This is a genomic window from Corynebacterium sp. HMSC08D02 (assembly GCF_001807505.1).
Taxonomy (GTDB): Bacteria; Actinomycetota; Actinomycetes; order Mycobacteriales; family Mycobacteriaceae; genus Corynebacterium; species Corynebacterium pseudogenitalium.
In genome coordinates, this window is record NZ_KV789252.1 from 178,753 (window position 1) to 205,629 (window position 26,877).

General features: G+C 56.2%; 28 protein-coding genes. 15 read left to right on the forward strand and 13 right to left on the reverse strand.

From position 1 onward, the window contains the following. The first annotated feature begins 4 nt into the window (after positions 1 to 4). Positions 5 to 2,755, forward strand: coding sequence for a DNA translocase FtsK (locus tag HMPREF3170_RS07725; RefSeq protein ID WP_246814943.1), 2,751 nt, complete (start codon positions 5 to 7; stop codon positions 2,753 to 2,755). A 179-nt stretch (positions 2,756 to 2,934) separates the two neighbouring features. After that, the gene (locus tag HMPREF3170_RS07730; RefSeq protein ID WP_070478917.1) at positions 2,935 to 4,104 is read left to right on the forward strand and encodes a TerC family protein; all 1,170 of its coding nucleotides are present in this window, start codon (positions 2,935 to 2,937) and stop codon (positions 4,102 to 4,104) included. Positions 4,105 to 4,116: 12 nt separating this feature from the next. On the opposite strand, the gene HMPREF3170_RS07735 is transcribed toward HMPREF3170_RS07730, so the two are convergent. Beyond that, positions 4,117 to 4,404, reverse strand: coding sequence for a YciI family protein (locus HMPREF3170_RS07735; RefSeq protein WP_070478919.1), 288 nt, complete (start codon positions 4,402 to 4,404; stop codon positions 4,117 to 4,119). 45 nt (positions 4,405 to 4,449) lie between these two features. Here HMPREF3170_RS07735 and pgsA point away from each other — a divergent pair, with 45 nt between their 5' ends. The 4 genes from pgsA (at position 4,450) to HMPREF3170_RS07755 (ending at position 6,844) form a co-directional block, all read left to right on the forward strand. After that, entirely contained in the window at positions 4,450 to 4,986 is a 537-nt protein-coding gene (pgsA, locus tag HMPREF3170_RS07740) for a CDP-diacylglycerol--glycerol-3-phosphate 3-phosphatidyltransferase (protein ID WP_246814944.1), read from the forward strand. Beyond that, a complete protein-coding gene (locus HMPREF3170_RS07745) occupies positions 4,986 to 5,552 on the forward strand; it encodes a CinA family protein (protein WP_070478921.1) in 567 nt (188 codons plus the stop codon). The genes pgsA and HMPREF3170_RS07745 overlap by 1 nt, the downstream gene beginning before the upstream one ends. Beyond that, complete coding sequence (locus tag HMPREF3170_RS07750) at positions 5,552 to 5,926, forward strand: helix-turn-helix domain-containing protein (protein ID WP_083290921.1); 375 nt, start codon at positions 5,552 to 5,554, stop codon at positions 5,924 to 5,926. The genes HMPREF3170_RS07745 and HMPREF3170_RS07750 overlap by 1 nt, the downstream gene beginning before the upstream one ends. A 90-nt stretch (positions 5,927 to 6,016) precedes the next feature. Beyond that, positions 6,017 to 6,844 (forward strand): PspA/IM30 family protein, encoded by an 828-nt coding sequence (locus HMPREF3170_RS07755; protein ID WP_070362323.1) that lies wholly within the window; start codon positions 6,017 to 6,019, stop codon positions 6,842 to 6,844. Positions 6,845 to 6,920: 76 nt separating this feature from the next. Here the strand turns inward: HMPREF3170_RS07755 and HMPREF3170_RS07760 are convergent, their stop codons facing one another. The 3 genes from HMPREF3170_RS07760 to HMPREF3170_RS07770 are packed head-to-tail and all read right to left on the reverse strand — an operon-like array spanning position 6,921 to position 8,810. Beyond that, positions 6,921 to 7,538: an energy-coupling factor transporter transmembrane component T family protein gene (locus HMPREF3170_RS07760; RefSeq protein ID WP_371327493.1), complete on the reverse strand. Its 618-nt coding sequence runs from the start codon at positions 7,536 to 7,538 to the stop codon at positions 6,921 to 6,923. Further along, the gene (locus tag HMPREF3170_RS07765; protein ID WP_070478922.1) at positions 7,528 to 8,223 is read right to left on the reverse strand and encodes an energy-coupling factor ABC transporter ATP-binding protein; all 696 of its coding nucleotides are present in this window, start codon (positions 8,221 to 8,223) and stop codon (positions 7,528 to 7,530) included. The genes HMPREF3170_RS07760 and HMPREF3170_RS07765 overlap by 11 nt, the downstream gene beginning before the upstream one ends. Positions 8,224 to 8,237: 14 nt before the next feature. Further along, on the reverse strand, positions 8,238 to 8,810 hold the full coding sequence (locus tag HMPREF3170_RS07770) for a biotin transporter BioY (protein WP_070362325.1): 573 nt from the start codon (positions 8,808 to 8,810) through the stop codon (positions 8,238 to 8,240). 75 nt (positions 8,811 to 8,885) lie between these two features. On the opposite strand from HMPREF3170_RS07770, the gene HMPREF3170_RS11355 reads away from it, so the two are divergent. The 5 genes from HMPREF3170_RS11355 to HMPREF3170_RS07785 all read left to right on the forward strand — a co-directional run bounded on the left by HMPREF3170_RS11355 (position 8,886) and on the right by HMPREF3170_RS07785 (position 13,261). Further along, on the forward strand, positions 8,886 to 9,101 hold the full coding sequence (locus HMPREF3170_RS11355) for a DUF3046 domain-containing protein (protein WP_083290922.1): 216 nt from the start codon (positions 8,886 to 8,888) through the stop codon (positions 9,099 to 9,101). A gap of 210 nt (positions 9,102 to 9,311) precedes the next feature. Beyond that, positions 9,312 to 10,421, forward strand: coding sequence for a recombinase RecA (gene recA, locus HMPREF3170_RS07775; RefSeq protein WP_070362326.1), 1,110 nt, complete (start codon positions 9,312 to 9,314; stop codon positions 10,419 to 10,421). 3 nt (positions 10,422 to 10,424) lie between these two features. Next, a complete protein-coding gene (gene recX, locus HMPREF3170_RS11360; protein WP_071572548.1) occupies positions 10,425 to 11,027 on the forward strand; it encodes a recombination regulator RecX in 603 nt (200 codons plus the stop codon). Positions 11,028 to 11,072: 45 nt separating this feature from the next. Beyond that, positions 11,073 to 12,653, forward strand: coding sequence for a tRNA (N6-isopentenyl adenosine(37)-C2)-methylthiotransferase MiaB (miaB, locus tag HMPREF3170_RS07780; RefSeq protein WP_141742252.1), 1,581 nt, complete (start codon positions 11,073 to 11,075; stop codon positions 12,651 to 12,653). Positions 12,654 to 12,688: 35 nt separating this feature from the next. Continuing rightward, the gene (locus HMPREF3170_RS07785) at positions 12,689 to 13,261 is read left to right on the forward strand and encodes an Rv2732c family membrane protein (RefSeq protein WP_246814945.1); all 573 of its coding nucleotides are present in this window, start codon (positions 12,689 to 12,691) and stop codon (positions 13,259 to 13,261) included. Here HMPREF3170_RS07785 and HMPREF3170_RS07790 read toward each other — a convergent pair. Further along, positions 13,258 to 14,310, reverse strand: coding sequence for a GNAT family N-acetyltransferase (locus tag HMPREF3170_RS07790; protein WP_246814946.1), 1,053 nt, complete (start codon positions 14,308 to 14,310; stop codon positions 13,258 to 13,260). The two genes, HMPREF3170_RS07785 and HMPREF3170_RS07790, sit on opposite strands and share 4 nt — an antisense overlap. Positions 14,311 to 14,321: 11 nt before the next feature. Beyond that, positions 14,322 to 15,701 (reverse strand): DUF349 domain-containing protein, encoded by a 1,380-nt coding sequence (locus HMPREF3170_RS07795; RefSeq protein ID WP_371327494.1) that lies wholly within the window; start codon positions 15,699 to 15,701, stop codon positions 14,322 to 14,324. A gap of 434 nt (positions 15,702 to 16,135) precedes the next feature. Between HMPREF3170_RS07795 and HMPREF3170_RS12090 the strand changes: the two genes are divergently transcribed. Continuing rightward, positions 16,136 to 16,459: a hypothetical protein gene (locus HMPREF3170_RS12090; RefSeq protein WP_371327495.1), complete on the forward strand. Its 324-nt coding sequence runs from the start codon at positions 16,136 to 16,138 to the stop codon at positions 16,457 to 16,459. Continuing rightward, a complete protein-coding gene (miaA, locus tag HMPREF3170_RS07805) occupies positions 16,456 to 17,370 on the forward strand; it encodes a tRNA (adenosine(37)-N6)-dimethylallyltransferase MiaA (protein WP_246814947.1) in 915 nt (304 codons plus the stop codon). Before HMPREF3170_RS12090 ends, miaA begins: the two co-directional genes overlap by 4 nt. Here the strand turns inward: miaA and HMPREF3170_RS07810 are convergent, their stop codons facing one another. Further along, on the reverse strand, positions 17,371 to 17,886 hold the full coding sequence (locus tag HMPREF3170_RS07810) for a hypothetical protein (RefSeq protein ID WP_070362331.1): 516 nt from the start codon (positions 17,884 to 17,886) through the stop codon (positions 17,371 to 17,373). Positions 17,887 to 17,902: 16 nt separating this feature from the next. Beyond that, a complete protein-coding gene (locus HMPREF3170_RS07815; RefSeq protein WP_070478927.1) occupies positions 17,903 to 18,667 on the reverse strand; it encodes a hypothetical protein in 765 nt (254 codons plus the stop codon). A 127-nt stretch (positions 18,668 to 18,794) separates the two neighbouring features. On the opposite strand from HMPREF3170_RS07815, the gene hflX reads away from it, so the two are divergent. Continuing rightward, positions 18,795 to 20,312, forward strand: coding sequence for a GTPase HflX (hflX, locus tag HMPREF3170_RS07820; protein ID WP_070478998.1), 1,518 nt, complete (start codon positions 18,795 to 18,797; stop codon positions 20,310 to 20,312). Between the two features lie 19 nt (positions 20,313 to 20,331). Here hflX and nagB read toward each other — a convergent pair whose 3' ends face one another. Continuing rightward, positions 20,332 to 21,093 (reverse strand): glucosamine-6-phosphate deaminase, encoded by a 762-nt coding sequence (nagB, locus tag HMPREF3170_RS07825; RefSeq protein ID WP_070478929.1) that lies wholly within the window; start codon positions 21,091 to 21,093, stop codon positions 20,332 to 20,334. Positions 21,094 to 21,155: 62 nt separating this feature from the next. On the opposite strand from nagB, the gene HMPREF3170_RS07830 reads away from it, so the two are divergent. After that, positions 21,156 to 22,448, forward strand: a complete 1,293-nt coding sequence (locus HMPREF3170_RS07830; RefSeq protein WP_070478931.1) for a uracil-xanthine permease family protein — start codon at positions 21,156 to 21,158, stop codon at positions 22,446 to 22,448. Between the two features lie 58 nt (positions 22,449 to 22,506). Here the strand turns inward: HMPREF3170_RS07830 and HMPREF3170_RS07835 are convergent, their stop codons facing one another. The 4 genes from HMPREF3170_RS07835 to HMPREF3170_RS07850 all read right to left on the reverse strand — a co-directional run bounded on the left by HMPREF3170_RS07835 (position 22,507) and on the right by HMPREF3170_RS07850 (position 26,834). Next, positions 22,507 to 22,776: an HPr family phosphocarrier protein gene (locus HMPREF3170_RS07835; RefSeq protein ID WP_070363496.1), complete on the reverse strand. Its 270-nt coding sequence runs from the start codon at positions 22,774 to 22,776 to the stop codon at positions 22,507 to 22,509. Positions 22,777 to 22,843: 67 nt separating this feature from the next. Further along, the gene (locus HMPREF3170_RS07840) at positions 22,844 to 24,898 is read right to left on the reverse strand and encodes a PTS fructose transporter subunit IIABC (protein WP_070478932.1); all 2,055 of its coding nucleotides are present in this window, start codon (positions 24,896 to 24,898) and stop codon (positions 22,844 to 22,846) included. A gap of 22 nt (positions 24,899 to 24,920) precedes the next feature. Next, a complete protein-coding gene (locus tag HMPREF3170_RS07845; protein WP_070478934.1) occupies positions 24,921 to 25,889 on the reverse strand; it encodes a 1-phosphofructokinase family hexose kinase in 969 nt (322 codons plus the stop codon). Positions 25,890 to 26,048: 159 nt separating this feature from the next. Further along, entirely contained in the window at positions 26,049 to 26,834 is a 786-nt protein-coding gene (locus tag HMPREF3170_RS07850; RefSeq protein WP_070478936.1) for a DeoR/GlpR family DNA-binding transcription regulator, read from the reverse strand. Positions 26,835 to 26,877: the final 43 nt, after the last annotated feature.

The window sequence follows — 26,877 nt, forward strand, 5'->3', positions numbered from 1 at the left end:
CAGCGTGCCCGACGCAAACGGATACGATGACGAGGACGACAACTTCGATTTTCTTGACGACGGCCCCTCTGCTGAGGCGCCGCAACGTGAAGAGCACTCACGAAAGTCCAGTCGCTCGTTGGGCATCTCGCGTGGCAACGTTGACGCGTACGGTTTAGTGCTCATTGGCCTTGCCGCGATCCTGGGCGCCTCCGTGTGGATGGATATCGCTGGCCCGATAGGCAACGTCATTGCGCAGGGTGTTCACTGGGCAATTGGTGCTGGTGCGCTCCTGCTTCCTGTGATTTTGGTCTGCATCGCTATCGCTCTCATGCTGAACGTGAAGGCAGAACCGGCAGTACGTGCCAGGGTGGCGTCGGGCCTGTTGATTATTGGTATTGCGATGCTTGGCATGATTCATGTCTTCGCTGGCAACCCTGCCGATTGGGAATCTCGCAAGATCGCCGGTGGGGTAGTGGGCACGTTCACCGGTGGCTTGCTCGCCGCTGGATTCTCCTCATATGTGGCAGTTCCGCTGCTGGGACTTGTCATTGTTTATGGTGCGCTTCGTACAACCGGTATTACTGTGCGTGAGGCGTATGATTTTTTCACTGCGTGGCTTAGCTCGGTATTCCAGCGGCCCGAGACTGACGATGAGTCGGATCCTTACAGTGATGTAGGCCGGGACATTGACGCTATCGCAGAGGGGTGCCCGCGCACGTCGGCAAAGCGCTCGCGGGTTGAGCCTGAATCGAGGAGCCCACGTACCGGTCTTTCTCCACGTACAGCGGCAAAGAAACCAAGGGTTTCTGGGTTTTCGTCTTTCTCGGAGAAGTTGCGAAAGGCCTCCACGCCACTGGATAACTACCCGGCGAAGCCAGCGTCAGCGCCTCAAACATCGGGTGATGAGACAGAGGTTATCGATTTCGGTGAAGACTTCGACACGCAGGAAGGCAGCGACGCCACTGCGGTCATTGAACGTCCTGCGACGAAGGCGGCGTCGAAACGTCAGCCTGCGCAACCCGAGGAGACGAAGATTCTGCCTCGACCTACGCTCGAGGAGGCTCAAAGGGATGCCGTCGATCAGTCGCGAGACGCAGTTCGCCAGGCGGTCGTAGCGCGTTCAGGGAAGGACCCAAGCACAACTCCACCTGAGGCGCCGAAGGATGGCCACGCGAAGAAGATCGACAGGAATTCCACCTACGTCGTTCCAACAACCGATTTGCTGCTCGCTGGCCAAGCGCCGAAGACACGCACCGAAGCTAACGATCGCATGATCGAAGCCATCACAGAGGTCTTCGAGGAGTTCAAGGTCAATGCTATGGTGACGGGCTTCTCCCGTGGTCCGACCGTGACCCGCTACGAAGTAGAGCTTGGGCCCGGCGTCAAGGTGTCGAAGATTACCAACTTGCAGTCCAATCTTGCCTATGCAGTCGCGACCGATAACGTTCGTTTGTTGACGCCAATTCCCGGCAAATCTGCCGTCGGCATTGAGGTGCCGAATCAGGACCGTGAGATGGTTCGTCTGCGCGATGTCCTCGAAGCGCCGAATGTTGCTGCGGACGATGACCCTATGCTCATCGGCTTAGGCAAGGACATCGAGGGCGACTTTATTGCATCTTCGGTGCAGAAGATGCCGCACTTGCTTGTTGCGGGTTCTACGGGCTCCGGTAAGTCGGCGTTCGTGAACTCGATGTTGGTTTCCTTGCTGACGCGCGCAACACCTGAAGAAGTACGCCTGATCCTCATCGACCCAAAGATGGTGGAGCTCACTCCGTACGAGGGGATTCCACATCTGATCACGCCAATTATCACGCAGCCGAAGAAGGCATCAGCGGCACTGCAGTGGCTGGTGGAGGAGATGGAGCAGCGGTACATGGACATGAAGACCGCTCGTGTCCGCCACATCAAGGACTTCAACAAGAAGGTGAAGAGCGGTGAAATCACTGCTCCTGCAGGCTCTCAGCGCGAGATGCGACCCTACCCGTTCATCGTCTGTGTCGTCGACGAGCTTGCCGACCTCATGATGACCGCGCCGAAGGAGATCGAGGACTCGATCGTCCGCATTACGCAGAAGGCCCGCGCAGCAGGTATCCACCTTGTCTTGGCTACGCAGCGACCTTCGGTGGACGTCGTCACGGGCTTGATCAAGACGAACGTGCCGTCCAGGCTCGCGTTTGCAACATCCTCGCTTACTGACTCACGCGTCATCCTCGACCAGGGTGGCGCGGAGAAGCTCATTGGCATGGGCGACGGTCTCTTCATCCCGCAGGGCGCCGGCAAGCCGCAACGCATGCAAGGTGCGTTTGTGTCTGACGCTGAAATCCAAGCCGTCGTGGACGCTGCCAAGAGCCAGGACGAACCACAGTACGTCGAGGGCGTTACGGAAGAGAAGGAGTCCGAGAAGAAAGTTATCGACGACGACATCGGCAAGGACCTGGACGACCTGCTGGAAGCCGTTGAACTCGTTGTTACGGCGCAGCTCGGATCGACCTCCATGCTGCAGCGCAAGCTGCGTATCGGTTTTGCAAAGGCCGGCCGACTGATGGATTTGATGGAGTCCCGTGGCATCGTTGGGCCATCGGAAGGCTCCAAGGCTCGTGAAGTGCTGGTGAAGCCAGAGGAGCTCGAGACCATTCTTTGGATGCTCAAGGGTGCGGATCCCGCGGACGCACCGAAGGACGTCGACGCACAACTTGGTGATGACGCCACTGCAGATGAAGATGACGTTAAGACGGTCGAAGCAACCTACAATCCCACCGGTGGAGCCGTATAACTGGTAGCGACTCCTCTTGATGGTGTAGCCTGGCATTCGCATTGGAGGGGAGTACCCCGCAAGTGCCTCGAATCGTCAACACGGAACATACGTATCCCGGTTGAGGCAGCCGCGTAGCTACGTGGTGGGGGAGACCTCCGGTCTTTCTTTGTCCTATGCAACGACCGGAGGTAACCACGTTGAGTGTCCCCCTATGGATATGGCTGCTCACTGCAGCAATCATTCTGGGCTTTTTCGCCTTTGACTTTCTTACTCACGTTCGCCAGGCCCACGAGCCAACTATCAAAGAATCGGGCTTTTGGACGCTGTTCTACATGACGATGGCAGCGATCTGTGGCGGTGTGATCTGGTGGGAGTGGGACGGCGAGCACGGCGTCCAGTTCTTCACCGGCTACATTACTGAGCTGGCGCTGTCCGTGGACAACTTGTTCGTCTTCGCACTGATCATGGGCGCGTTCAAGATTCCAAGGAAGTATCAGCAAAAGGTGCTGCTCCTGGGCATTGTTATCGCGTTGGTATGCCGCTTGCTGTTTATTCTGCTCGGCGCAGCACTTATCGAGGCGTGGAGCGACGTCTTCTACATCTTCGCAGCGTTCTTGATCTACACGGCTGTCAAGCTCGTCTACGACGAAGCGACTGATGCACCTGAAACAGATCCGAACGATATGGCTGTCGTGAAGGCACTCCGTAAAGTCGTCCCAGTCACGAGCTCCTACCACGGTGACAAGCTGTGGTCGAAGACGAAGGAGGGCAAGTCCGCAGCGACCCCGCTGTTCGTCGCACTGCTCTCCATCGGGTTTATCGACGTAATGTTTGCGTTTGATTCGATCCCAGCAATCTACGGGATTACCTCTGAGGCGTACATCGTGTTTACCGCGAATGCGTTCGCACTCATGGGCCTTCGCCAGATGTTCTTCCTGCTTTCTGGCTTGTTGGACCGTGTGGTGTATCTGTCGTACGGGTTGGGCGTGATTCTTGGCTTTATCGGCATCAAACTGTTGCTTCACGCGCTACACGAGAACAACCTGCCGTTTGTCAATGGCGGTGAGAATGTGAGCGTACCGGAGGTCGGCACCGTTGCATCGCTCGGCTTCATTGTGGCAGTACTGGTGATTACCGTGCTGTGCTCCATGGTGAAGGACCGAGCGGATATCAAGGCTGGGCGTCGAGACCCGAACGGTCCGAGCTGGCACATCGACTACGACGACCACGGGAACCGTCGCAAGGTCGATAACCAGGGCCACCACATCGAGTGGATTGATGACCCTGCAACGTCGGGCAAGGGCGACCACACCGCCACTGGTTCCCGCGAGACGGATCACCTCCATGTGCAGCGCGGGAGGAAGTAGAACTTCCGCGGTTTAAGGGAACACCCGGGAGACCGGGTTCCACTCGTGGACCTCGCGGCTGAGTAGAGCGTTGTTCTGCCAGTAGGGGTCCTGGTTCATGAGTGATACTGCCTCCGCAGCGTCGGCAGTATCTGGTAATTGCACGATGATGAGGGCCTTGCCGGCGTCGACTAGCGGGCCAGATCCGACAATCCTTCCGAGCTCTAGCTGCTTCGCGATGAACTCGCGGTGTGCGGGGCGCGTAGCATCTACGACGTCCGTATTATCTGAGTACGTGTAATGGAATGCAAAATATTTCATAACACGCAGTCTAAGGGAAAGCATGGGATAGGTAGGGTAGAGGGCGTGACTGAAAAACCATCGAACTGGAACGTACCCAACGTCTTGACGTCGTTGCGAATCATTTTTATCCCCGTCTTCGCATGGTTGGCACTGGACCAGCGATGGGGTGCGGCGTTCGGTGTGTTCGTTGCGCTGATGCTCACGGACAAGCTAGACGGAACAATCGCCCGTACCTACAACCTGATTACCGACTTCGGGAAAATTGCGGACCCGATCGCGGACAAGGCCCTGATGATTACGGCACTTGTAGTACTCAACGTGGCGTCCAACCTTCCTGTGTGGATGACTATCGTCATCGTGGTCCGCGAGCTCGGCATCACCATGTGGAGAATGTGGATGCTGCGCAACGACCATGTCGTTCCCGCGTCCAAGGGTGGCAAGGTGAAGACGGTGCTCCAGACCGTCGGCGTTGCTCTCTACCTGTGCCCGCTGCCTTCCTGGATGGACGTGCCTTCCTACGTTGTAATGGTGTTGGCCGTAGTCGTCACCGTGGTGACCGGCGTGCAATACCTTGTCGATGCTCGCAAGGTGAATAACTAATGCGAGGTACTGCATCCGATGTGATTGCGGAACTTACTAAGAGGGATGCAACAGTTGGGCTTTGTGAATCGCTCACTGCCGGTTTGGCAAGTGCCGCACTCGCAGGCGTTCCGGGTGCCTCCGCAGCGCTACGAGGCGCGATGGTGACTTACGCGACCGAGTGCAAAGTTACCTTGGCCGGTGTTCCCCAGGACGTCATCGATGAGTTTGGACCTGTTTCTCCGGTGACCGCGAAAGAGATGGCGAAGGCGGCAAGGCGGAAGCTCAACGCAGACTGGGGTCTTTCGCTCACTGGTGTGGCCGGGCCCAGTGAACAGGATGGCCACCCTGTCGGTGAGGTCTGGGTAGGGATCGCCTCAAGTGATGGTTGTGAAGCAGTTCTTGCAGGCGACATTCTTTCCGACGCCCCTCTCGTACGCGGAACCATTCCAGGATTCAGACAGGCCCGAAACTTGCTACAGGCGCCGCGCAACGAGGTACGCGAGTGGGCTGTTGAAGCAGCGCTTCGCGTCCTGTTGCATGCCGTGCGGGAACAAAAACACGTTGAGGGGAGTTATACCAAGTGATGACTACGACACTTCTAATCGATACGCCGCTTGAGCCCTCGTTCGATGCACAGGATGAGGTCGCTTTTCCATTTCGCGAGTCTGGAACCCGCCAGAAAGAACCGCTGCTGAGAGAGGCGCTAGGAATGTCACTGCGAGCTTTCCGGGCGGATAAAGGCGTGACGTTGCGATCTCTTGCTGCTCAAGCCCGCGTTTCTTCTGGTTATCTCTCTGAGCTGGAGCGTGGGCGCAAGGAAGTTTCCTCAGAGCTGCTCGCATCGATTTGCGAAGCACTGGACACAACGGTTTCAGAAGTTGTTCTCGAGGCTGTTGCGAACCTTTCACTGCAATCGATGAACGATGAATTCGCTACGGCTGATGCGATTCACGCATAGCGGAGCAGCGCTGTAACAGATAGAATACGAAACAGTTTGGCCGTGGACACGGCCAATTTCAATGCTCAGCGAAAGGTAAAACGCAACACTATGGCAAACCCGTTTTCAAAATTCTGGAACTACCTGATGGCACTTTTCGACAACAAGATTGAGGAGAATGCTGATCCAAAGATCCAGATTGAGCAAGCAATTTCCGAGGCTCAGCGCCAGCACCAGGCGCTTTCGCAGCAGGCAGCCGCCGTTATCGGTAACCAGCGTCAGCTGGAAATGCAGCTGAATCGTCGCTTGGAGGAAGTCGAGAAACTTCAAGCGAACGCTCGCCAGGCGCTCCAATTAGCAGATAAGTCCCGCTCCAACGGTGACGCACAGAAGGCGACCGAGTATGAGAACGCTGCTGAGGCGTTCGCGGCGCAGCTTGTTACCGCAGAGCAGGGCGTTGAAGACACGAAGGCGCTGCACGACCAGGCACTTCAGCAGGCCGCACAGGCAAAGCAAGCCGTGGAGCGCAACGCGGCACACCTGCAACAGCAGGTCGCTGAGCGTTCGAAGTTGCTGTCGCAGCTTGAGCAGGCCAAGATGCAGGAGAAGGTTTCCGAGACCATGCGCTCGATGAACTCGTTGACCGCCTCCGGCCCGAATTTGGACCAGGTTCGCGACAAGATTGAGCGCCGCTACGCGAACGCACTGGGTGCTGCAGAGCTCGCGGAGAACTCGATCCAAGGCCGCATGGCTGAGGTGGAGCAGGCTGGAATCCAGATGGCAGGCCACAGTCGGCTCGAGCAGATTCGCGCAGAGATGTCTGGCGAGTTGACCTCGGGAAAGGAACAGCAGTCGATTGAGCAGGGCAAGACCGGCGCCCCGCAAGCAAGTCAGGACGCCGTCGCACGTCGGATGCGTGAGCTCCGCGGCGAAGCCTAAGGCGTGGTAAAGAAAGCTCCAGGATTTCTATAGAAACCTGGAGCTTTTGCTTTGCCCTGCGAAGGATTGAAGGCGGTTAGTCGAGCGCGCCACGAGCGACAAGTGCATCGCCGATCTGTTCCGCCCTTCGGATACTTCGCACGATGAGCGGTACGCCAAACGCGAGGGGAGAAAATCCCAGTCCTCGGGCCTTGCGGGCGTCGAGAACTTCCTGCGATGTCTGCAAGATGAGCGGGATGAGACGGAGCGTGAGGGCGATAGCGAGGCTGATTTTCTCAGTTGGTATTCCGAAACGGCCGAGCGGTTTGAGGCCTTCCTCGAGCGATACAAGGAGCGCTTCAACTGTTGTGGTCAGAGTAAGAAGGTTTGCGGCGAGAATCGTTGCGAACAACGTAATCAGCGTGACGCCGGCAAGCCAGATGCCATTTTGCCAGACAAGGAATGCGCCGAGTATTGCGAGCAAGGGAAGAATTGGCACGAGCTGATTGGCAACGATTCGGATCGGAATTCTTGCCACGATGTACAGAACGAAGATCAAGCCTAGCAACGTGAGCGCGATTGGGAACGTACGCCCGAAGTTGGTCGCTATGAGGATGTACAGAATGAGCAGTACGAATTTCTTCTTTGGGCTCATACGGTGGAGCAGCGTTTTGCCTGGGACGTACACGCCCATTGGTAGCGAGTCAATCTTCACTGTTCGGCTCCATTAGCTGAGTGTAGAACTGAATCGTGTCTGCTGGTGTGCCGTCGTATGCAATGACGCCGTCGTTGACACAAATTACTCGGTCGAAGTCACTGAGTAGCTCTAGATCATGGGTCACCACGATTGTTTGTTGATCAAGCGAGTTCAATTCAGCGATTATTCGCCGACGGTTTCGCAGGTCAAGCAATGTTGTTGGCTCGTCTGCGATGATGGTGGTCGGTTCAGTCACCAGTACCGCGGCCAGCGCGAGAAGCTGTTTTTCACCGCCAGAGAGCGTATGAGGTGATTGTTCTGCCTTGTGCAAGAGTTTGAAGCGTTCCAGTACCTCATCGACGCGTTGCTCTTTCTCTGCCTTAGAGAGCTTGAACTTCTTCAATGAAAACGCCACGTCATCGTGGACTTGGGGCATGACAATCTGGCTTTCTGCGTCGGAGAACACGAACCCGACACGTCGGCGGACTTCAGAGCTACGAGTTGCAAGCGAAATCCCGTCGTAGAATACCTCGCCTGTGCTCGGCTCTTCGAGCCCATTGATAAGCCGGACGAGCGTTGACTTACCAGAACCGTTCGAGCCAATGATGCCGATCCGATGTTCCTGCAACGTAAGTGAAAATGGTTGGAGCAGTGTGTTGTCATTACGTACGACGCTCACGTCGTTGAAGCTGATCTGCGGCATGGAAATAATCCAGTTTATGCGCGACGGAGTGAGGGGAGTGCAGCGCGAACTGCGAATGCGATGAACACAATCACTAGCACCTTGGCGGTGTCAGGGATGACAAACGGTAGCTGTGCTGCCCATGCAGCGCCAAAGGTCATGTTTGCGCGTGCCATCAATCCAAACACCCCAAAGAAGTACTGCAGGAACAGGCCAGCGAACCCGGCTCCAAGAAGGAGGGCGATATTCACGAAAGAGCTCTTGCTGGAAGCGCGGTAGGCGATGAGACCTGCAACAAATGCGCTTGCGATGTAGCCAACCAGATATCCGATTGTAGGGCTTCCCAGGGCATAGACGACGGTGCGTCCACCTGCGAGAACGGGAAGAGCAAGTCCGATGAGGAGGAACAATAGCACTGTGTAGGTTCCCCGTTTAGGGCCGAGCACGAGCGCCGCGAGAATACAAGCAGCGTTCTGCATGACGATTGGAACGCCGGCAGCGCCGACTGGAATAGAGACAAACCCGAGTACGATGATCACCGCCGCGAACACGGCGATGTATGCGAGGTCTTGGGCTTCAATCTTTGATTGCGGAATGCTTTTTGACATAGCGAGAATAGTACTTGAACAGTGTTCAGTTCGCTATGAAATCGTATTGATTTTTCTGCGCGTATATTTGAGGCCATGCGATTAACGGAGTTTCACCAACTCGTCCAGGATGAATTTGGGTCTGATCGGGCGTCATGGATTATTGAGGCGCAACTTTTGCCTCGTCATGGGTGTACCGCCGCAGAGGTTATCGAAAATGGAGGCGATTTGCGTCAAGCCTGGGACGAACTTTGTGACGCCTTTGATGTTCCAGAGGCGCGTCGCCTTGGCGTAGATCGGCCGGGTTTCTAGCTGCTCTCGCCGTTTTGCACTTTTAATTCGAACATGTATGCGTGTACACTCTGGTGATGTCTCGGCACTTGCCTATAGTCAGATCCAGATTTAGAAGTCATCGGGAACCGTAACCCTCGAAGGTGAGTCTAAACATGTGTGTGGGCGATGGCGTATGCAAAAACGCCGCCGCCGAACTCGAACAGAATGAACATTAAGGAGAACATGTAAATGGCTGCGAAAAAGAAAACCGCATCAGCCGCGAAAGATCGCCAGAATGCGCTAGATGCTGCACTCGCAATGATCGAGAAGGATTATGGCAAGGGGGCTGTGATGCGTCTCGGTGATGAGAACAGGCCTCCAATTCGGTCGATTTCATCTGGGAATACGGCTATTGACGTCGCTCTGGGGATCGGTGGGTGGCCACGCGGCCGCATCGTTGAGATTTACGGACCTGAGTCTTCCGGTAAGACAACTGTTGCGCTTCACGCCATCGCTTCCGCGCAGCGGGCCGGCGGAATCGCAGCTTTTATCGACGCCGAGCATGCTCTGGACCCGGATTATGCCCGCAAGCTGGGCGTCGATACTGATAACTTGCTCGTTTCTCAGCCAGATACAGGGGAGCAGGCACTGGAGATCGCGGACATGCTTGTCCGATCTGGCGCGATTGACATCATCGTCATTGACTCGGTTGCCGCACTGACGCCTAAGGCTGAAATTGAAGGTGAGATGGGTGACTCTCACGTTGGCCTCCAGGCTCGGTTGATGTCGCAGGCACTGCGGAAGATGACAGGTGCGCTGTACAACTCCGGCACTACAGCGATTTTTATTAACCAGCTGCGTGAGAAGATCGGCGTCATGTTCGGTTCACCCGAGACAACTACGGGCGGTAAAGCGCTGAAGTTCTACTCCTCGGTTCGTTGTGATGTCCGACGTATCCAGACGTTGAAGGACGGACAGGATTCCATCGGAAACCGAACCCGCCTCAAAGTAGTGAAGAACAAGGTTTCGCCACCATTCAAGATCGCAGAGTTTGACATTATGTACGGAGAGGGCATCTCTCGGGAATCGTCCATTATTGACATGGGCGTAGAGAACGGCTTCGTGAAGAAGTCAGGTTCCTGGTTTACCTACGAAGGCGATCAACTTGGACAGGGCAAGGAAAAGGCGCGCAATTTCCTGAAGGAGAACCCGGACCTTGCGGACGAGATCGAGCAAAAGATTTTCCGTGCATTGGGGGTTGGCGAATTTGCCGATGATGATGCGCTGACTGATGACCCAGTAGACATGGTGCCAAACATTGACTTCGACGACGAGGAAGAGCCAGCGAAGGCGAAGTAATACGTGGCAACACCAGATCCGGAAAAGATTCAACGCCTGCAGGACGCACTTGCCGAATGGGAAGCTACCGGTGGGAATGGAGAACTCTTCAACTACGAACGTGAAGAAGCCCTCGCTCCAGTACGGCGGCGTGCATTAAGGTTGCTGGATCAGCGACCGCGATCAGAGCATGAACTCAGGGAGCGTCTTGTCAAGGCTGAGTTCCCAGCGCCTCTCGTTGATGAGGTACTGGCGTCTCTTCGCGCGTCCTCGCTTCTCGACGATCGGCGCTTCGCCCATGAATGGGTTCGACAGCGGGCGAAACGTCGAGGAAAGTCGAGAAGCTTTCTGGACCGCGAGCTCAGGGAAAAAGGAGTCTCAGAAACAGATCGGCGCGCCGCGCTCGCACAAATCAGTGACGAGGACCAACACGCAATTGCTGAAGCCCTCGCGGAAAAGAAGGCGCGAGAAGTGAAAACACCACCAGCGGGGCACGCGGAGTACACCCGCGCGCTGCGCAGGGTTGTCGGAGTGCTGGCGCGTCGAGGCTTTCCACAAGGTATGTGCATGTCTATCGCAAGAACTGCACTAGATACAAGGGTTGAATCACTTCGAGAGACTTCCTAGGGAGCAATTTGCGGCGTTTGGGCGGGGTAGTTGGCAGTGGCTAGAATGTTCAGCCGTGCCTGCGTAGGCCCGCGTAATCAACCAGGAAAGGCGAACCAGATGGCTGCATCAAGGACATACGAAGTACGAACCTTCGGATGCCAAATGAACGTTCATGATTCGGAGCGGTTGTCGGGTCTGCTGGAAGATTCGGGGTACGTGGCAGTTGAAGATGGGCAGGCCCCAGACCTCATCGTTTTCAACACCTGTGCCGTGCGTGAAAACGCAGACAAGCGTTTGTACGGAACGCTTGGACATTTGAAAAAGGTTAAGGAATCGCAGCCTGATTTGCAGATTGCGGTTGGTGGATGTCTGGCGCAGAAAGACAAAGACCACGTTATCCAGAGAGCACCGTGGGTAGACGCGGTCTTCGGGACCCACAATATGGGCTCACTGCCGGTACTGCTGGAACGTGCACGAGTACAGGGCGAGGCGCAAGTTGAAATTGCAGAAGCGCTCGAAGTATTTCCTTCTGTTCTTCCAGCGAAACGTGAAAGTAGCTATGCGGGCTGGGTTTCGGTGTCTGTCGGGTGCAATAATACGTGTACATTCTGTATCGTTCCGAGTCTGCGTGGCAAAGAAGTTGATCGCCGTCCGGGCGATATCCTCGCCGAGGTACAGGCGCTCGTGGATCAAGGCGTCTTAGAAGTCACTTTGCTTGGCCAAAACGTCAATGCTTACGGTGTGCATTTCGTTGACGAGGAAATGGAGCGAGATAGGTCCGCGTTTTCAAAACTGCTACGAGCGTGTGGCGAGATCGAAGGCCTCGAGCGTGTTCGCTTCACCTCCCCGCACCCCGCAGAGTTTACATCTGACGTCATCGACGCAATGGCAGAAACCCCGAACGTTTGCCCGCAGCTACATATGCCGTTGCAGTCGGGGTCTGACAAAGTACTCAAGGACATGCGCCGTTCGTACCGATCCAAGAAGTTTTTAGGCATTTTGGATGAGGTCCGTGAGAAGCTTCCTGAGGCTTCGATCACCACCGATATCATTGTCGGATTCCCAGGCGAGACGGAAGAAGACTTCCAGGCAACGCTTGATGTAGTTGAGAAGGCACGATTCACGTCCGCCTATACATTCCAGTACTCACCGCGCCCTGGGACCCCGGCGGCTGAAATGGAAAACCAGGTTCCGAAAGCTGTGGTGCAGGAGCGGTTCGAACGACTGCTTGAACTCCAGGAACGAATCAGCCTGGAAGAGAATGAAAAGCTCATTGGATCTGTGCAAGAACTCCTTGTTCAGCAGGACGAAGGTCGAAAGCACGAGACGACTCACAGAATGTCAGGACGCGCTCGCGACGGCAGGCTCGTGCACTTTGCTGTCGATGAGGCCAATCGATCTGCCATCCGTCCGGGTGACATTGTTACCGCTCGTATCACCGAAGCAAAGTCATATTTTCTGATCGCGGATTCTGGTGTGCTTTCACACCGACGCACACTCGCGGGTGATCACGCTGAGGCAGGCGAGGTACCAACGACTGCACCTGTTGGGGTGGGACTTGGAATTCCTACGGTTGCACGTCCAGACATCGTTCCAGTGACTAACGTAAGCAACACTGGCTGCTGCACGACTCCTGAAGCGTAAACCACGCGACTACTGGAAGGGAGACTTCAATGAAAATGGAATTAGGATCCGCGCGCTGGGTACTCGGTATTGCAAGTATTGGGTGGCTTGTTGCGCTGTTTTTGCCCTTCGTTGGTGACATTCCCGGATGGCAGGTGCTCGCGGTGGGCGAAGGCGCCCGCAGTGCAGATACCAAGATCACGGAGTACGTATTTGTATGGCTAGGCTTCTTAGGCGTAGGCGTTTGCACGTCGCTAGTGACGGTTTCGCGACGTTTCGGAATGGCCACAGCCGCGTGGATGATTTCAACAGTTGCCCTGGTTAGCTCGTTGCTGGCAGTGTGGCTGCGGAAGTCGAGTACCGGTGTTGCAGGAACGTTTCAGCACGGGCCCGGGTTTTACCTAGAAGTTGTCGCGGTACTCCTGGTCGTGTTGACGTACATTCCGCTGTTCGTGCGAAAGACAGCGGTTGCCCCGGAACTGCTCCGGAATCAGCCAAGCGAAATCGACGCGGATATCGCGGATGCGCAATTGAATGCGACGCGGACTCATCAGGAGCAAGAAACGAACCCACTGCTTGTCGATGACCGACGAGCGAACGCGGCACGACGCCACAAAAGAAGCAACTAGCTATCGAGCTTTGGTACGCCCTTCTGCCAGGCCGTCGCCTGGCTTATCCCGGTTGGGGCATAGTGGTCGAGAATGTGGCTCGCACCCGGCTGCGGGTTGGGATAAGAAGCGTAGATCTGCTTCGTTTGTGGCCAAATCGAGAGCGCGGCTGATATCGCAGAAGCCAAGGCGCGCTTGCCTAAACCGAGTCCCCGGCTTGCCTCCCGTACGTACACCAGCCCGATTTCTGCAACAGAATCTGCGTCATTCTCGAATTTTGCTACCTCTGCAAGCCCGACCGGTTTCCCTGAGACATCACGGGCAATGGCGGTGATCTGGGAACCGCCGCGGTCCTTGAGACGTGCAGCAGCGTCCTGAAGACGGGACGCAGACCACTGGACAGGCTCGAGCGATAGTGAACCACGAGGGTATTTCGCTGCGGACTCCTGGAGAGTAGCTAAGAAGGAGGGCAGATCAGTAGGGTCGAATGCCATGTCTTCAATCACGTCGCACCTATCATTCTGGTCAGGCGCCACGATAGCGTCCGCGTTGATAATTGCCTGTCGCTCACAGTGCGCCGGCGTGTAGCCGTCAGCGCGAAGGAATGGGTGCTCCGGTGCCCCCAATGGCTCCGTGATCCAAATCTGACGGATGGGACGGTGCAACTCTGCAGAAAGCGCGTCAATCAGCGCGAGCGCACTTCGCCACACGTGCGCCGGCTGCTCCTCCCCGGGAAGAGGAGCGATGGAGGCGTCGATAGTGACGTTCGCTTCTAACACATCGACGTCCTCAAGTAGAGGAAGCGATATGAGCACCCAGCCTTCGACGTCGTACAGATCATCCTCAGTCAGCACTGGGTAACCGAACGCTCCAAGGGACCGTGGCGCTGGTTTGCTACACAGCGCGAAGAGAAGCGCTAACGATTCTTCGGATCCCTCCAGGCGTTTCGCGAGATGGGCTGCACTCACTCCGGAGTGCGCTTCTCCCGTAACGTCCTGGATAGCAAGCGTGACTGAGAATGCGTAGGAGGAGACTGCGGCGTGTGACGGGTCGGCACTCCCTACGATCAAGGGATATAGCACTACTGCTCGTCGACGGCCTTCGCTGCGACGTTGGCAAACTCCTGCCACTGCTCAGCCTGTTCACGGAGCTTCGCCGCCTTGGAGGAATTCCCGGCTGCCTCAGCTTCCTGAGCCTGCTGCAGGAAGTGATCAGCTTTCTCCTGGAACTGATTCACCCGCGCTTGTGCCTCAGGGTCTGCTTTGCGCCATCGTGATTCCTCTGCATCCGCTACGCGCTGTTCCAGCCGAGCAATCTTGTCTTCGTACGTACGGACCTTGTTGCGAGGCACAAATCCAATTTCGTCCCACTTCTCCTGGAGCTCACGCAGCTTGGCACGTGCCGCACCTAGACCCTTCTCTGGAGTGATGAGCGCATCGTACTCATCTATAAGTGCGTCCTTAGCTGCAGCATTTGCTTCAAATTCGCGGTCGCGCTCCGCGTTTACGGCGTTGCGGGCGGCGAAGAAGTGATCCTGAGCAGCGCGGAACTGTGCCCACAGCTCATCGTCGACGCCACGTGGGGCGCGTCCGGCTGCTTTCCACTCATCCATCAGAGAGCGGTAGGCACGGGCGGTGGCGTTCCAATCCGTTGAGTCCTGGATTGCCTGCGCGCGGGCGATGATATCCTCCTTGATACGACGAGCCGTTGCGCGATTCCTATCGAGCTCAGCGAAGTGAGCCCCACGACGGCGATTGAAGGCATCGCGTGCACGCGAGTAGCGCTTCCAGAGCGCGTCGTCGGTTGTGCGATCGATACCGCGGATCGTCTTCCATTCTTCGAGGATCGCTCGAATCCTGTCCCCGGCAGCCTTCCAGTTCGTAGACTTCTCGGCGATCTCCTCAGCCTCGGCCGCTAGACTTTCCTTTTTGGCAATTGCGTTAGCCCGTCGGGTCTGCTTGAGTTCCTTTGCTTCGTGTTCCGCAACCTCTGTTTTGCGCAGTAATTCTTCTAGGCGTGCCTCGAGCGCTGCGAAGTCGCCAATTGCGGCGACGTCTTTCAGCGAGTCTTTCAGCTCAGTCACGCTGCGATGCAGAGTGTGTGCGTCCTCTGGGTGTGCAGTGAGTCGCGCCTCCAGGACTTCAGTTTCGACGATGAGGTCGTCGAAACGCTGCCCGTAGTGGCGAAGTCCTTCCTCGGGAGACCCGGCCTGCCAAGATGCGATCTGACGCTCAACGCCGTCACGGGTGACAAAAACATTGCCGGCATCATCGACGCGCCCGAACTTCGACGGATCAGTGTTCGCTGATGACGACTGAGCATGCGCGAGTGGAACAACCCGCTGTGAAGGAACAGACTGCGCCGCACCTGGACGAGGTCCGGGCTTCGGCGTTTGCTTCGGCATGGCAGCCGGGTTCGGACGTCCAGCTGGTGGCTGTGGCTTTGGAGTCGAGGAAGTCATGAAACAGTCCTTTCACAAATAGCTGTGCCGCGCGTCACGGCGCCGAGATACATAATCGACGGCATTCTCGTCTTCATAACTCTAGCGTGTTGCAGACGAACATGCGTCATGTGTCATGGTTTCAACTCCGAGAAAACCCCACTATGGTGGGCGAGGTGAATGAAGCCCGTGCCTGCCTACTTGTCATGCCTGGTTCGCCAGCTCTCGTGCGAGAACTCGCACCTGCTGACGAACCGTCGCAGCGTTTGCTGAACTCAATTAGAGAGACAGCCGGAAAACTGACGAAAACTATTGACATTGTGTGCAGCCACGACAGAAGATGGGCAACGCACCTTGCTGGCTCGTTTGCTGCCTGGGGAGCACCACACGTCGAAGTAGGAGGTGGGCACGTATTAGGCGAACTTGTCGCCAGATACTGTCTTCACGGGGCTACGGTGCGTGAGAGTCGCGAGCACCTGTTGCCGTTAGATCCTTCAGTGCTCACAGTGTTGGTAGTCGATGGACCTGCAGGGCTGACAACTCGCGCCCCGCTAGCGTTAATCCCTGCGGCTGCTGATACGAACGACAAACTCCAGGCTTTGTTGTCAGGAAAGCAAAGCTCCCTGATCCGTGAGCAGGAAATGCGAGACGCAGGAGTACTGGAACCAGATGTTTGGCTTGAGCTACAAACACTGCAGCCAACGAAGGCCACACTCGTAGACGTAGACGACACGTTGGGCGTTGGTCGGTATGTTGCTTACTGGGAGGTAGAGCAGTGAACAAGGAGATCGGACACCAACCAGTAGCAATCGTCGGCCCGACGGCTTCAGGTAAGTCCTCGCTGAGTCTCGCGCTTGCGCACGAACTCGATGGTGAGATTGTCAACGTTGACTCGATGCAGCTTTACCGCGGGATGGATATCGGCACTGCCAAATTACCTCTCGCGGAGCGACAAGGAATACCGCACCACCTGCTTGATATCTGGGAAGTTACGAAGACCGCCAGTGTTGCAGAATATCAGCAACGAGCGGTGGAGACCGTTGAGGAGATCTCCAATCGAGGAAAGCTGCCGATTCTCGTTGGTGGGTCCATGCTGTACATGCAGTCACTTGTCGACGCTTGGCAGTTCCCGCCAACCGACCCCGAAGTCCGCGGGCGCTACGAGTCTCTGTTGAAGGAAATCGGAATAGATCGCCTTCATGCGCAGCTAGCTGCAGTTGACCCTGTGGCGGCGTCGATAATTGAAGACCGTGACCCCCGGCGCACAGTGCGTGCACTCGAAGTCATTGAGCTTACTGGTAAGCCTTTTCAGGCATCTCAACCCCCCAAAAACGCCCCTACACGCTGGGGTACGCGCATGATTGGGTTGGAGACAACCCCAGAGTGGCTCAACCCGCGGATTGCGCAGCGTACTGATGCGATGTTCGAGCAGGGGCTCATCGATGAAATTCATCGGTTGGTGGGCCAGGGATTAGTGAAGGATTCGACTGCTGGCAGAGCTATCGGATACGCCCAAGGGCTTGGAGTTATCGACGGCCACCTCACCATCGACGAAGCCTGCGAGGACACCAAGCTGCGAACGCGGCGCTATGTGCGGCGTCAGAAATCCTGGTTTAGGCGCGACAAACGAATCACTTGGATTGACGCGGCGAACTATGACGTTGCGGAACTAGTAGCGCAGCTTGGTTGATTACGACGGACCAATTTCCCGAGCAGCGTTACGGGCAGCGACCCAGGCGTCCTCAAGCTCGAGGGCGCGCTCGTCCGCAATTCGAATGAGTTTTTCAAGGTGGACGCGTTCCAAGTCCGGTGACTGTAAGTAGGTGTCAACGCGCGCGAGAAAGCGCTGTGCCGCACTGTACTTGAGATGAAATTCGCTGATTTCGGGCACAGAAAGATCGGTGTTCGCAAGCGCGGGAAAATGAAGCGTTCGGTCGGCCAACGCCTGCGTCGAGCTGCCATGTTGCAAGTTATCAAACGCTTCAACGATGTCGCGGATGTCATCGCACGCAATCAGAAGCGATGAGCGAAGCGACTCTACTTCCGGGTTAGGAATAAAACGCCTGCGGGTCAAAAGCGCCGTGACACCAATCAGCCCGGCGATGATGGCGCCAGGAGTCTTGAGGAGCAGCACAAGCAGCACCATGACGGCGAAGATCAGGGCGCCCCACAGTGCTATGGAAAGATCACGACGTGCTGGATCCATGAGTAGTGCCTAGTTTCTAGCAGCCGCCACCGCAACCGCAGGAGCCACCACAACCACCACATCCGCCACCTGTAGGCACCGGGATGGTACCGACCATGACGGCGTTGCCGGCGATGACTTGGTCGCGTTGGGGGAGATCGCCATCAGGTAGGCAAACGTCGAATGGAAACGCGCCGTCGACTGAAACATGAATGAAGCGGTCACCCGTCAACTCCGACGTGCGGTATTCAGCTTCCAGCACGCGTGCGGAAAAAGTGGCTTTTGCATCGGGGGAGGAGGCTGCGCCAGTTGCAATCGCTTCGGCTCCTGCAGAAGCGACTGTGCCAACCGTGCTACCAGGGTGCTCCTCAAGATAAGCAGAGGTGGATTCGTACGTGCTCACATCGAGTGCAAGGGCGGTCACGCTGAGCTCTTGCCACTGGATTGTGGGCTCATCGACGATCAATGGCTCCTGCGCCAGGTTTAGCGTCAGAGATCCGATTGGATTCCCATGTGGATCCACAACCTCAGCAAGCGCAACCACATCGGTTGCCGGGGTGATGTGCGCATTTGTGCGTGTGATGCCTTCAAAGCCAGCAAAGGTGGCGAAAGGCTCAACTGCCAAGATGTTCAGCTGGGCACCAGAGCGGTCCTGGTATTGGACCATTTGGCCGCCGCGTACCTCACCGATAACACCCAGGCGACCGGATGCGATTGCAGCTTCTACCGCGTCTTGCCACTTAGGAAAGTTCAGGCCGATCGCGGCCAGATCCTTGTTTTCAGTCAGAGGTTGTTGGTTCATAAGTGTGAAGCCTAGTCGAACGCGCCCTGAGGTGAAGAAATGTGGTGGAAGAAAAATGGGTGGGCTACCGTTGAGCAAGGAAGAAAGCGAAAAAAGTTACGTATACCCACTATTTTTGAAAGCTTGCATGAATTCGAAATCAACCACTCCTGATTCGCATGAGGCGTTGCTGGATGAAGCGTTTCGCCATAACGCACGAACGCGCAACGAAACCGCGGGAACAGACCTATCGACGCCAACACAGGGCGCACTCGACCTAGAGGAACGAAACTCGTTTCGTCGCGTAAACACCACGACAGAGCTGCGCAACGAAGACCGGGAAGACATCTACGAAGTCGAGTACCGTAAACTGCGGCTCGAGCGAGTCATCCTTGTTGGAGCATGGACTGAAGGTTCCACTGCCGAAATGGAAGCAAACATGCGGGAATTGGCAGCACTGACCGAAACCGCAGGCGCTGAAGTTATTGACATGCTCTATCAAAAACGAGATAAGCCGGATCCAGGGACATACATTGGTTCCGGAAAGGTGAAAGAGCTGCGCGAGATTGTCGACGCCAGTGGCGTGGACACCGTCGTATTCGATGGTGAGCTATCCCCTGGTCAAATGGTGGCGCTAGAGGAAGCCCTCAACTCTAAAGTGATCGACCGAACGATGCTCATTCTGGATATCTTTGCGCAACACGCAAAGAGCAAGGAGGGCAAAGCACAAGTTAGCCTCGCGCAGATGGAGTATCTCTACACCCGTACCCGTGGTTGGGGCGGCAACCTTTCGCGCCAGGCCGGTGGTCGTGCGGGTTCGAATGGCGGCGTTGGTTTGCGCGGTCCCGGTGAAACCAGAATTGAGGCAGACCGGCGAAGGTTGCGCTCAGAGATGGCAAAGCTGCGTCATCAATTAGCAGACATGGAGACTGTTCGTCAGATTAAGCGCGCGAAGAGGCAGAGCTCGACGACACCCAAGATTGCGATTGCCGGATACACGAACGCAGGGAAGTCCTCACTCATTAACGCAATGACGGACGCCGGCGTGCTTGTGGAAGACGCATTGTTTGCAACGCTTGACCCCTCCACGAGACGTGCAACGCTGGCCGATGGGCGAAACGTCGTTTTGACGGACACAGTTGGTTTCGTCCGGCACCTGCCAACCCAGTTGGTCGAGGCGTTTAAGTCGACGCTGGAGGAAGTGAGCAAAGCAGACCTTTTGCTACACGTCGTTGATGGAGCAGACGAGTTCCCACTCAAGCAGATTGCTGCCGTGAGCGAGGTGCTGGCAGAGATCACGCGAGATCAAGATTCCGAATTGCCTCCGGAGATTGTGGTCGTCAACAAGATTGACTCCGCTGACCCTGTGGTTTTGGCAGAGTTACGCCACGTGTTTGACGCGACCGGTCGGGAAGCGGTGTTTGTCTCAGCGCTCACGGGTGAGGGTATTGCTGAACTCGAGGGAAAAATCGAGATGTTCCTGAACACGCTCGATGAGCATGTAGTCATGCTGATCCCGTACACCCGAGGAGATGTTGTCTCACTCGTCCATGAACACGGGACGATTCGCTCCGAAGAATATGAAACCGACGGCACCAGGATCGATGTCCGCTTGCCACGAGTTCTGGCGCGTCAGTATGACGAGTTTGTCCAGCAGGTCTACTAGAGACTGCTGGAGTGGTGAGTTAACGCCAGTAGGCGTCGATCTCCTTGTAGAACTCCACATCGCCGAGGCCGGATGCTGCGGCTTCGTCGAGTAATATGCACACATCGTTGTGCATTTGCAGCGATGAGGCAGGGCAGAAAGAGCTCAAGGGCCCTTCGATCATTGCTTGGACAGCCTCGGCCTTCGCTGCACCGGTAGCGATGAGGAGGATCTTCTTCGCTTCCAGGATGGTGCCGATGCCCTGCGTCATTGCCTGGCGAGGCACCTCATCTTTTGAATCGAAGAAGCGTGCGTTGTCAGCAATGGTCCGCGGGCGTAGATCAATCAGTCGGGTCCGGGAACTCAGCGAGCTGGTCGGCTCGTTGAAAGCGATATGGCCGTTCGCGCCGATGCCGAGCAGCTGAATGTCGACACCACCGGCGTCTTTCATCATGGACTCATACGTCGCAGCCTCCTGCTCCGGATCGGCCGCTGAGCTGCTAAGCGAGTGCACGGCCGCGTCATCGATATCGATTGATGCCGTCAGCTCGCGTCGGATTGTGGACCAGTATGACTGCTCGTGGTGTTGATCGATTCCGTAGTACTCGTCGAGCAAGAATGCGTCACAGTCGGCGAAGCTGAGGCCTTCCTCGCGGTGCTTTCGGATCAGTGCCTGATACGTTGGACTCGGTGTCGAGCCAGTAGCAAGACCAAGCGTTGCACCTTGCTTGACGAATGGTTCAATCATGTTTGCAGCGAAATCGCCAATTTCGTCTGCCGTGCGGCGAATGAAAATCTCCATGCGTATTACGCTACTTTGCCCAATTCGCTTTCGGCAATTATCTAGCGACATAATATGAGCCTGTGAGTAAAACTATTGGATGGACCTTGCATGGCGACGGGCGCCGCGTTCTGCCCGGCGCGGTGGTCGCCCCTGATGAACGCCTTTCTTGGCCTCGAACAATTGGCATCGGCATGCAGCATGTCGTAGCAATGTTCGGAGCTACACTTCTCGTTCCCACGTTGACGGGATTCCCTGTAAACACAACGCTGCTGTTTTCAGGACTGGGAACCATCATCTTTTTGCTGATTACCCGTAATAAACTGCCCAGCTACCTCGGCTCGTCATTCGCTTTCATCGCGCCGCTGTCTGCGTCGTCCCAGTACGGAATCGGCTCTCAGCTGGGCGGGGTACTCATCACGGGTCTGACGTTGATTGCAGTTGGCTTTATTGTTCAACTTGCAGGCAAGAAAGTTATCGACGCCGTCATGCCTCCCACGGTCACTGGTGCCATCGTCGCGCTGATCGGTTTCAATCTTGCGCCGACTGCAGTTTCTAATGTGCAAACTCAGCCCGGGGTCGCGTTTGTCACGCTCGGCACGATTGCTCTGCTGACTGTCGCTGCGAGGGGAATGTTGTCTCGTCTGAGCATTCTGATCGGCGTCATCGTCGGCTGGGTGTTTGCGGCGCTTACTGGCGGGTTATCGGATGACGCACTGGACACGATTGGCGCTAGTCCTTGGATCGGCTTGCCGCAGTTCCATACGCCAGAGTTTCACCTCTCAGCGATTTTGGTGACGCTTCCTGTCATCGTCGTGCTGATCGCGGAGAATATTGGTCATGTCAAGGCAGTTTCTGAGATGACGCAACGCGACCTGGACCCATACCAAGGCAGGGCATTGATCGGTGACGGTATCGCGACGACATTGGCTGGTGGCTTTGGCGGCTCTGGTACAACGACTTATGCGGAGAACATCGGCGTGATGGCTGCTACCAAGGTTTACTCGACGGCTGCGTACTGGGTCGCATCGTGCTTCGCGATCGTTTTGGCGTTCATCCCGAAGTTCGGTGCAGTTATCTTCACAATTCCGGCCGGTGTGCTGGGCGGAGCGTGCCTGGTTCTTTACGGCCTGATTGGAATGCTTGGTGTACGTATTTGGCAGGATAACAAGGTAGATTTCACGAACCCGGTGAACCTAACAGTTGCGGCTGTGGCACTCATTGTTGGTATCGGCAACCTGTCGTTCACTGTCGGTCAGGTGACGCTTGAGGGCATCGCCCTGGGGTCGGTCGGCATCATCGTGTTCTATCCTCTGTTGAAGTGGATTTACAACACAGTGGGTGAGGGTCAGTTCAACGCTGCATCTCGAAAATAGCTTGAACAAGCAAAAGCCCGAGCGCTCAGATGTAGCGCTCGGGCTTTTGTTGAGGAATTTACTCTTCGTCGAGGTTCTTCTCGATCAATGCGGCAATCTTTTCAACTGCCTCACTGTTGTCAGAGGTAACGGTGACCTCGTCACCGAACTCGGCGCCCATTGCCATGATCATCAACGAGGAAGCAGCATCCGTCTCTTCCTCGTCCTCGTCACCGACAAGGGTCAGGATGACCTCGTCATCGTATTCACCGGCGGCGTCAGAAATAATGGTTGCTGGACGTGCGTGCAGTCCAACGGTGGATCCGACTTTAACTGTCTTTGAAGCCATGTGCTTCATCCTTTCTGCTTTGAAAGTATCTATCGAGTTTCTGTATTCAGTTTAGGGGCCTGTGTCCTTAGTTCGCCACCGCTGCAGGTTCTGCTTGGGCAGCGACCTTCTGAATCTCCTCGTTTGGCCAGAACTGCTTAGCGACGATGACCGCTACAGTTGCGACCGCCACGCCTGCAATGAGCGCGACGAACAGTCCCCACCAAGGCTCGTAGGCAAAGAGCACGAAGAGACCACCGTGTGGAGCCTGTACACCAACATTGAGTGCCATGCTGACCGCGCCAGCAGTGGCGCCACCGAGCATCATCGAAGGGATAACGCGGAACGGGTCAGCTGCCGCAAACGGGATTGCGCCCTCGCTGACAAACGACAGTCCGAGGAGCCATGCGGATTTGCCGTTCTCTTGCTCCGCCGGGGTAAACAATCCCTTGCGGAGGAACGTCGCGATTGACAGTGCGATTGGGGGAACCATGCCGGCAATCATTACAGCCGCCATAATTTGGAAGCTTGCCTCCGTTCCCGCAGACAGACCAGCGGTTCCGAAGAGGTACGCCGCCTTGTTGACTGGGCCACCAAGGTCAAAGCACATCATGAGCCCGATGATGACGCCGAGCAGGATCGCAGAGGATCCGCTCATCGACTCAAGCCAGCCCTGCAGTCCCAGCATGAGAGACTCAAGCGGACGCCCCAACAGTAAGAACATGATGAGGCCGATAGCAAGGGAAGTCAGCAGCGGGATGATGACCACTGGCATCAGGGACCCGAGCCAGCGCGGAACCTTCCATGTCTGGATCCAGTATGCGATCAAACCAGCCAGCAGACCTGTGACAAGGCCGCCGATAAAACCTGCGCCAACCATGACGGAGATAGCACCGCCGATAAATCCTGGCGCGATACCTGGACGTCCTGCAAGGCCATACCCGATGTAGCCGGAGAGCGCCGCAACAACGAAGCCCATGCCCATCTGGCCTGTCGCGAACATGACAGCACCGAGATACAGAAGCCAGCCGGAACGGCGGAACGTCATCATTTCACCGTCGACATCGATTGTATGTCCAGGCAGGTGGGTCGGGGAGAAGTTCGTGACGAGGGACTGCCAGCCATTCGCCATGTCGTATCCGCCGAAGAGGAAACCAAGCGCGAGGAGCAGGCCGCCTGCTGCAACGAACGGCACCATGTACGACACACCGGTCATTACAGCTTGCTGGATCTTCTTTGGCCAGCTTTCACCAGAGGAAGCGGAGTCTTCTCGCTGCTCCGATCCCGCCGTGGTGACTCTTGGTGCATTCGGATCGTTTGCAGCGGCAATGGCCTCGTCGATCATCTTGTTTGGCTCGTTGATGCCACGCTTTACTGGACTATCAACGACCGGCTTGCCTGCAAAACGTGCTTTGTTACGCACAGCAACATCATGGGCGAAGATTACGGCGTCAGCACTGTCGATGTAGGCCTGATCCAGAGGATCGCCGCCGGAAGAACCTTGCGGCTCCACCTGAAACTCGACATCATCGCGAGCCTGCGCAGCTTGTGTCAGAGCGTCGGCTGCCATGTATGTGTGGGCAATGCCGGTCGCGCACGATGTAACAGCTGCAATCCTAAACTTTTTCACGCCATCGGTCTTGCCCGTCGCAGCGGGAGTAGGTGCTGCGGCAGTTTTCTTCTTAGGAGCAGCGTTGACGACGTCCAGCACCGCGTTGACGACCGTTTGTTCATCCTTTGCCTCGCGGAGCTGAGTTACGAAGTCGCCGCGTACCAAGGCACGTGCGAGCTTGGAAAGGATCTTCAAATGCGCCTTACCGCCGCCTTCAGGAGCAGCGATCAAAAATACAAGCTCTGCGTCTCCATCTGGCCCCGAGAAGTCAACGGGCCGCTGTAACCTGGCAAAAACCAACGTTGGGGTTTCGACTGCTTCGGTACGGCAGTGGGGGATTGCAACACGGCCATTCACACCGGTACCAGCTTTCTGCTCACGGGCGTAAGCTGCGTCGGCTAGCTTCAAGCTGTCGCTTGCTCGGCCGGCGTCCTGGGCTTGCTGCGCGAGGTGTTCGATGACCTCTCTTGGCGTCGACCCGTAGTCCACATCGAGACTAACGAGTTGTGGAGTGATGATGTTGTCACTCATGGTGGACTCCTGTTCTCTTAAATTATGAATCGATTTCTACAACTTGGGTTTGTTCCAAGTTGATGTCGTCAGGGCTTGGAATCCCGGTACCTGGTAGGCCTGCTGCAGCAGAGCCATAGGCGACCGCGGTTTGAAGGCACTGGTCCAACGGCAGGCCTTGAGTGCGAGCCATAACATATCCAGCAAGTGAGCTGTCGCCTGCTCCAACGGTAGATTTCACAACAGTCGGTGGTGGCGTTGCTGCCCAGGCAGAGTCTGCAGTGACCAGGCAAGCACCTGCGCCACCAAGGGTGACGAGAACTTCCTTAGCCCCTCGCTGAATCAAGCGCTTCGCTGCCTCAACAACCTCGGAGTAGTCTCCGGCTGAAGCGCTAGTCTCTAGTACATGCCCATCGGCTCCCACCAATTGCGCTAATTCAAAAGCGTTGGGTTTCAGGATATCGGGGGCTGCAGATTCAAGCTGATCTCCCAGCTTTACCAGGGGTTCGTCTGATGTGTCGACGGCCACCAGTACGTCTTCGGCGAGCCTCAATCGGATTTCTCGGGTCAACGTTGCGTAGAGATCCGCCGGGGCTCCACTGGGCAGCGACCCTGCCATGACGACGGCCTTACATTCGCTGCTATGCGAATCAAGCGCGTCGAGGAACCCCTGCTGGACATCAATGGTGTATTGAGGGCCAGGCTCATTGATTTTGGTAGTCGTACCGTCGGATTCAGTAATCGCAGTATTGGTACGGATAGTGCCCTCAACCGGGATGAAAACAAAAGGAAAACCGAGTCGGTTAGCAGCGAACTTGAAAGGGTCGCTTTCCCCGCAGGGAACTACAGCGAGTGCCGCTCTTCCAGCCTTCGCTACGGCGTGGGCCACGTTGACGCCTTTTCCGCCAGCTTCTCGCGTAGCGGTAATGGCACGGGCGACTTCGCCGCGACGCAACGTTGCTACAGAAAGCGTTGCATCTGTACTTGGATTCGGAGTGAACGTCAGAATCATGTGGCGCATCCTTAGAGTAATTGGTGCTCTGTGGGGTAGCGCCTACCGAAAGTCTGTTGTGCAGCTGCAGTATCGAAAAGCGCTACTAAAGCCATAATGCCCGATTGTGTCCGTTAATGCAATAGAACGGGCACAATCGGGCATTTGATTCCTTTTGTTTCACTCTTCGGCAAGGACGACCTTGATTCCACGCTCCCGCAATTCGCTGACAAAGCTCTCTGGTGCGTCTGTGTCGGTAACAACGACGTCAATTGCGTCTAGCGGCGCAAAGCTAACTAGATAATCATTGCCGAGCTTCGTGGAGTCGCAGAGCACAACTACCTTGCGTGCATTGGTGACCATTGAAGATTTGACCGCAGCCTCTTGGGCGTCGGCGGTAGAGAGGCCGTGGTCAATAGTCAAGGCATTCGTGCCAATAAAAGCAACATCTGCACGCATAAGCGCGAGAGTGCGTAATGCCGTATCGCCTACAACAGCTTGGGTGATTGCACGGACTGTCCCCCCGAGGAGCTGAACGTCTGTAAGCCCGCAGGATGATAGGTCTAGCGCGATCGGGAGGGAGTTCGTAACTATAGACCAATGCTGTGTTTTTCCTGCTGCGGCAATAAGATCGGCCAGTCCATTGATGGTGGTGCCGGCGTCGAGAAAGATGCCAGCGCCAGGATCCTCTGGGAGAAACTGTGTCGCAGCGCGCGCGATCGCCGATTTGGCGGTCGGTGCCGACCGGAACCGGGCATCAAGAGAAAACTCTGTGGTGAGAAATGATTGGCTAGCGACGGCTCCGCCGTGAACGCGGTGGACAATTCCTTCATTATGGAGAATTGCCAAGTCCCGCCTGATGGTCTCGGCTGTTACATCAAACCGTTCGGCCAGCTCCGTAACATTCACGCGTCCTTCGACTGCGGTAAGTGACGCGATCTGCCTTCTTCTCTCTTCGGCGTACATACAACTCCTCCGTGGGGCAACCACGAATCAGCAGGGTTCAAAA

Coding starts and splice junctions, on each gene's coding strand:
- HMPREF3170_RS07735 (WP_070478919.1), bottom strand. CDS start 4,404: ATGAAATATTTTGCATTCCATTACACGTACTCAGATAATACGGACGTC.
- HMPREF3170_RS07745 (WP_070478921.1), top strand. CDS start 4,986: ATGCGAGGTACTGCATCCGATGTGATTGCGGAACTTACTAAGAGGGAT.
- HMPREF3170_RS07750 (WP_083290921.1), top strand. CDS start 5,552: ATGACTACGACACTTCTAATCGATACGCCGCTTGAGCCCTCGTTCGAT.
- HMPREF3170_RS07755 (WP_070362323.1), top strand. CDS start 6,017: ATGGCAAACCCGTTTTCAAAATTCTGGAACTACCTGATGGCACTTTTC.
- HMPREF3170_RS07765 (WP_070478922.1), bottom strand. CDS start 8,223: ATGCCGCAGATCAGCTTCAACGACGTGAGCGTCGTACGTAATGACAAC.
- HMPREF3170_RS07770 (WP_070362325.1), bottom strand. CDS start 8,810: ATGTCAAAAAGCATTCCGCAATCAAAGATTGAAGCCCAAGACCTCGCA.
- HMPREF3170_RS11355 (WP_083290922.1), top strand. CDS start 8,886: ATGCGATTAACGGAGTTTCACCAACTCGTCCAGGATGAATTTGGGTCT.
- recA (WP_070362326.1), top strand. CDS start 9,312: ATGGCTGCGAAAAAGAAAACCGCATCAGCCGCGAAAGATCGCCAGAAT.
- miaB (WP_141742252.1), top strand. CDS start 11,073: ATGTTCAGCCGTGCCTGCGTAGGCCCGCGTAATCAACCAGGAAAGGCG.
- HMPREF3170_RS07785 (WP_246814945.1), top strand. CDS start 12,689: ATGGAATTAGGATCCGCGCGCTGGGTACTCGGTATTGCAAGTATTGGG.
- HMPREF3170_RS07795 (WP_371327494.1), bottom strand. CDS start 15,701: ATGACTTCCTCGACTCCAAAGCCACAGCCACCAGCTGGACGTCCGAAC.
- HMPREF3170_RS07810 (WP_070362331.1), bottom strand. CDS start 17,886: ATGGATCCAGCACGTCGTGATCTTTCCATAGCACTGTGGGGCGCCCTG.
- HMPREF3170_RS07815 (WP_070478927.1), bottom strand. CDS start 18,667: ATGAACCAACAACCTCTGACTGAAAACAAGGATCTGGCCGCGATCGGC.
- hflX (WP_070478998.1), top strand. CDS start 18,795: ATGAATTCGAAATCAACCACTCCTGATTCGCATGAGGCGTTGCTGGAT.
- nagB (WP_070478929.1), bottom strand. CDS start 21,093: ATGGAGATTTTCATTCGCCGCACGGCAGACGAAATTGGCGATTTCGCT.
- HMPREF3170_RS07835 (WP_070363496.1), bottom strand. CDS start 22,776: ATGGCTTCAAAGACAGTTAAAGTCGGATCCACCGTTGGACTGCACGCA.
- HMPREF3170_RS07840 (WP_070478932.1), bottom strand. CDS start 24,898: ATGAGTGACAACATCATCACTCCACAACTCGTTAGTCTCGATGTGGAC.
- HMPREF3170_RS07845 (WP_070478934.1), bottom strand. CDS start 25,889: ATGATTCTGACGTTCACTCCGAATCCAAGTACAGATGCAACGCTTTCT.
- HMPREF3170_RS07850 (WP_070478936.1), bottom strand. CDS start 26,834: ATGTACGCCGAAGAGAGAAGAAGGCAGATCGCGTCACTTACCGCAGTC.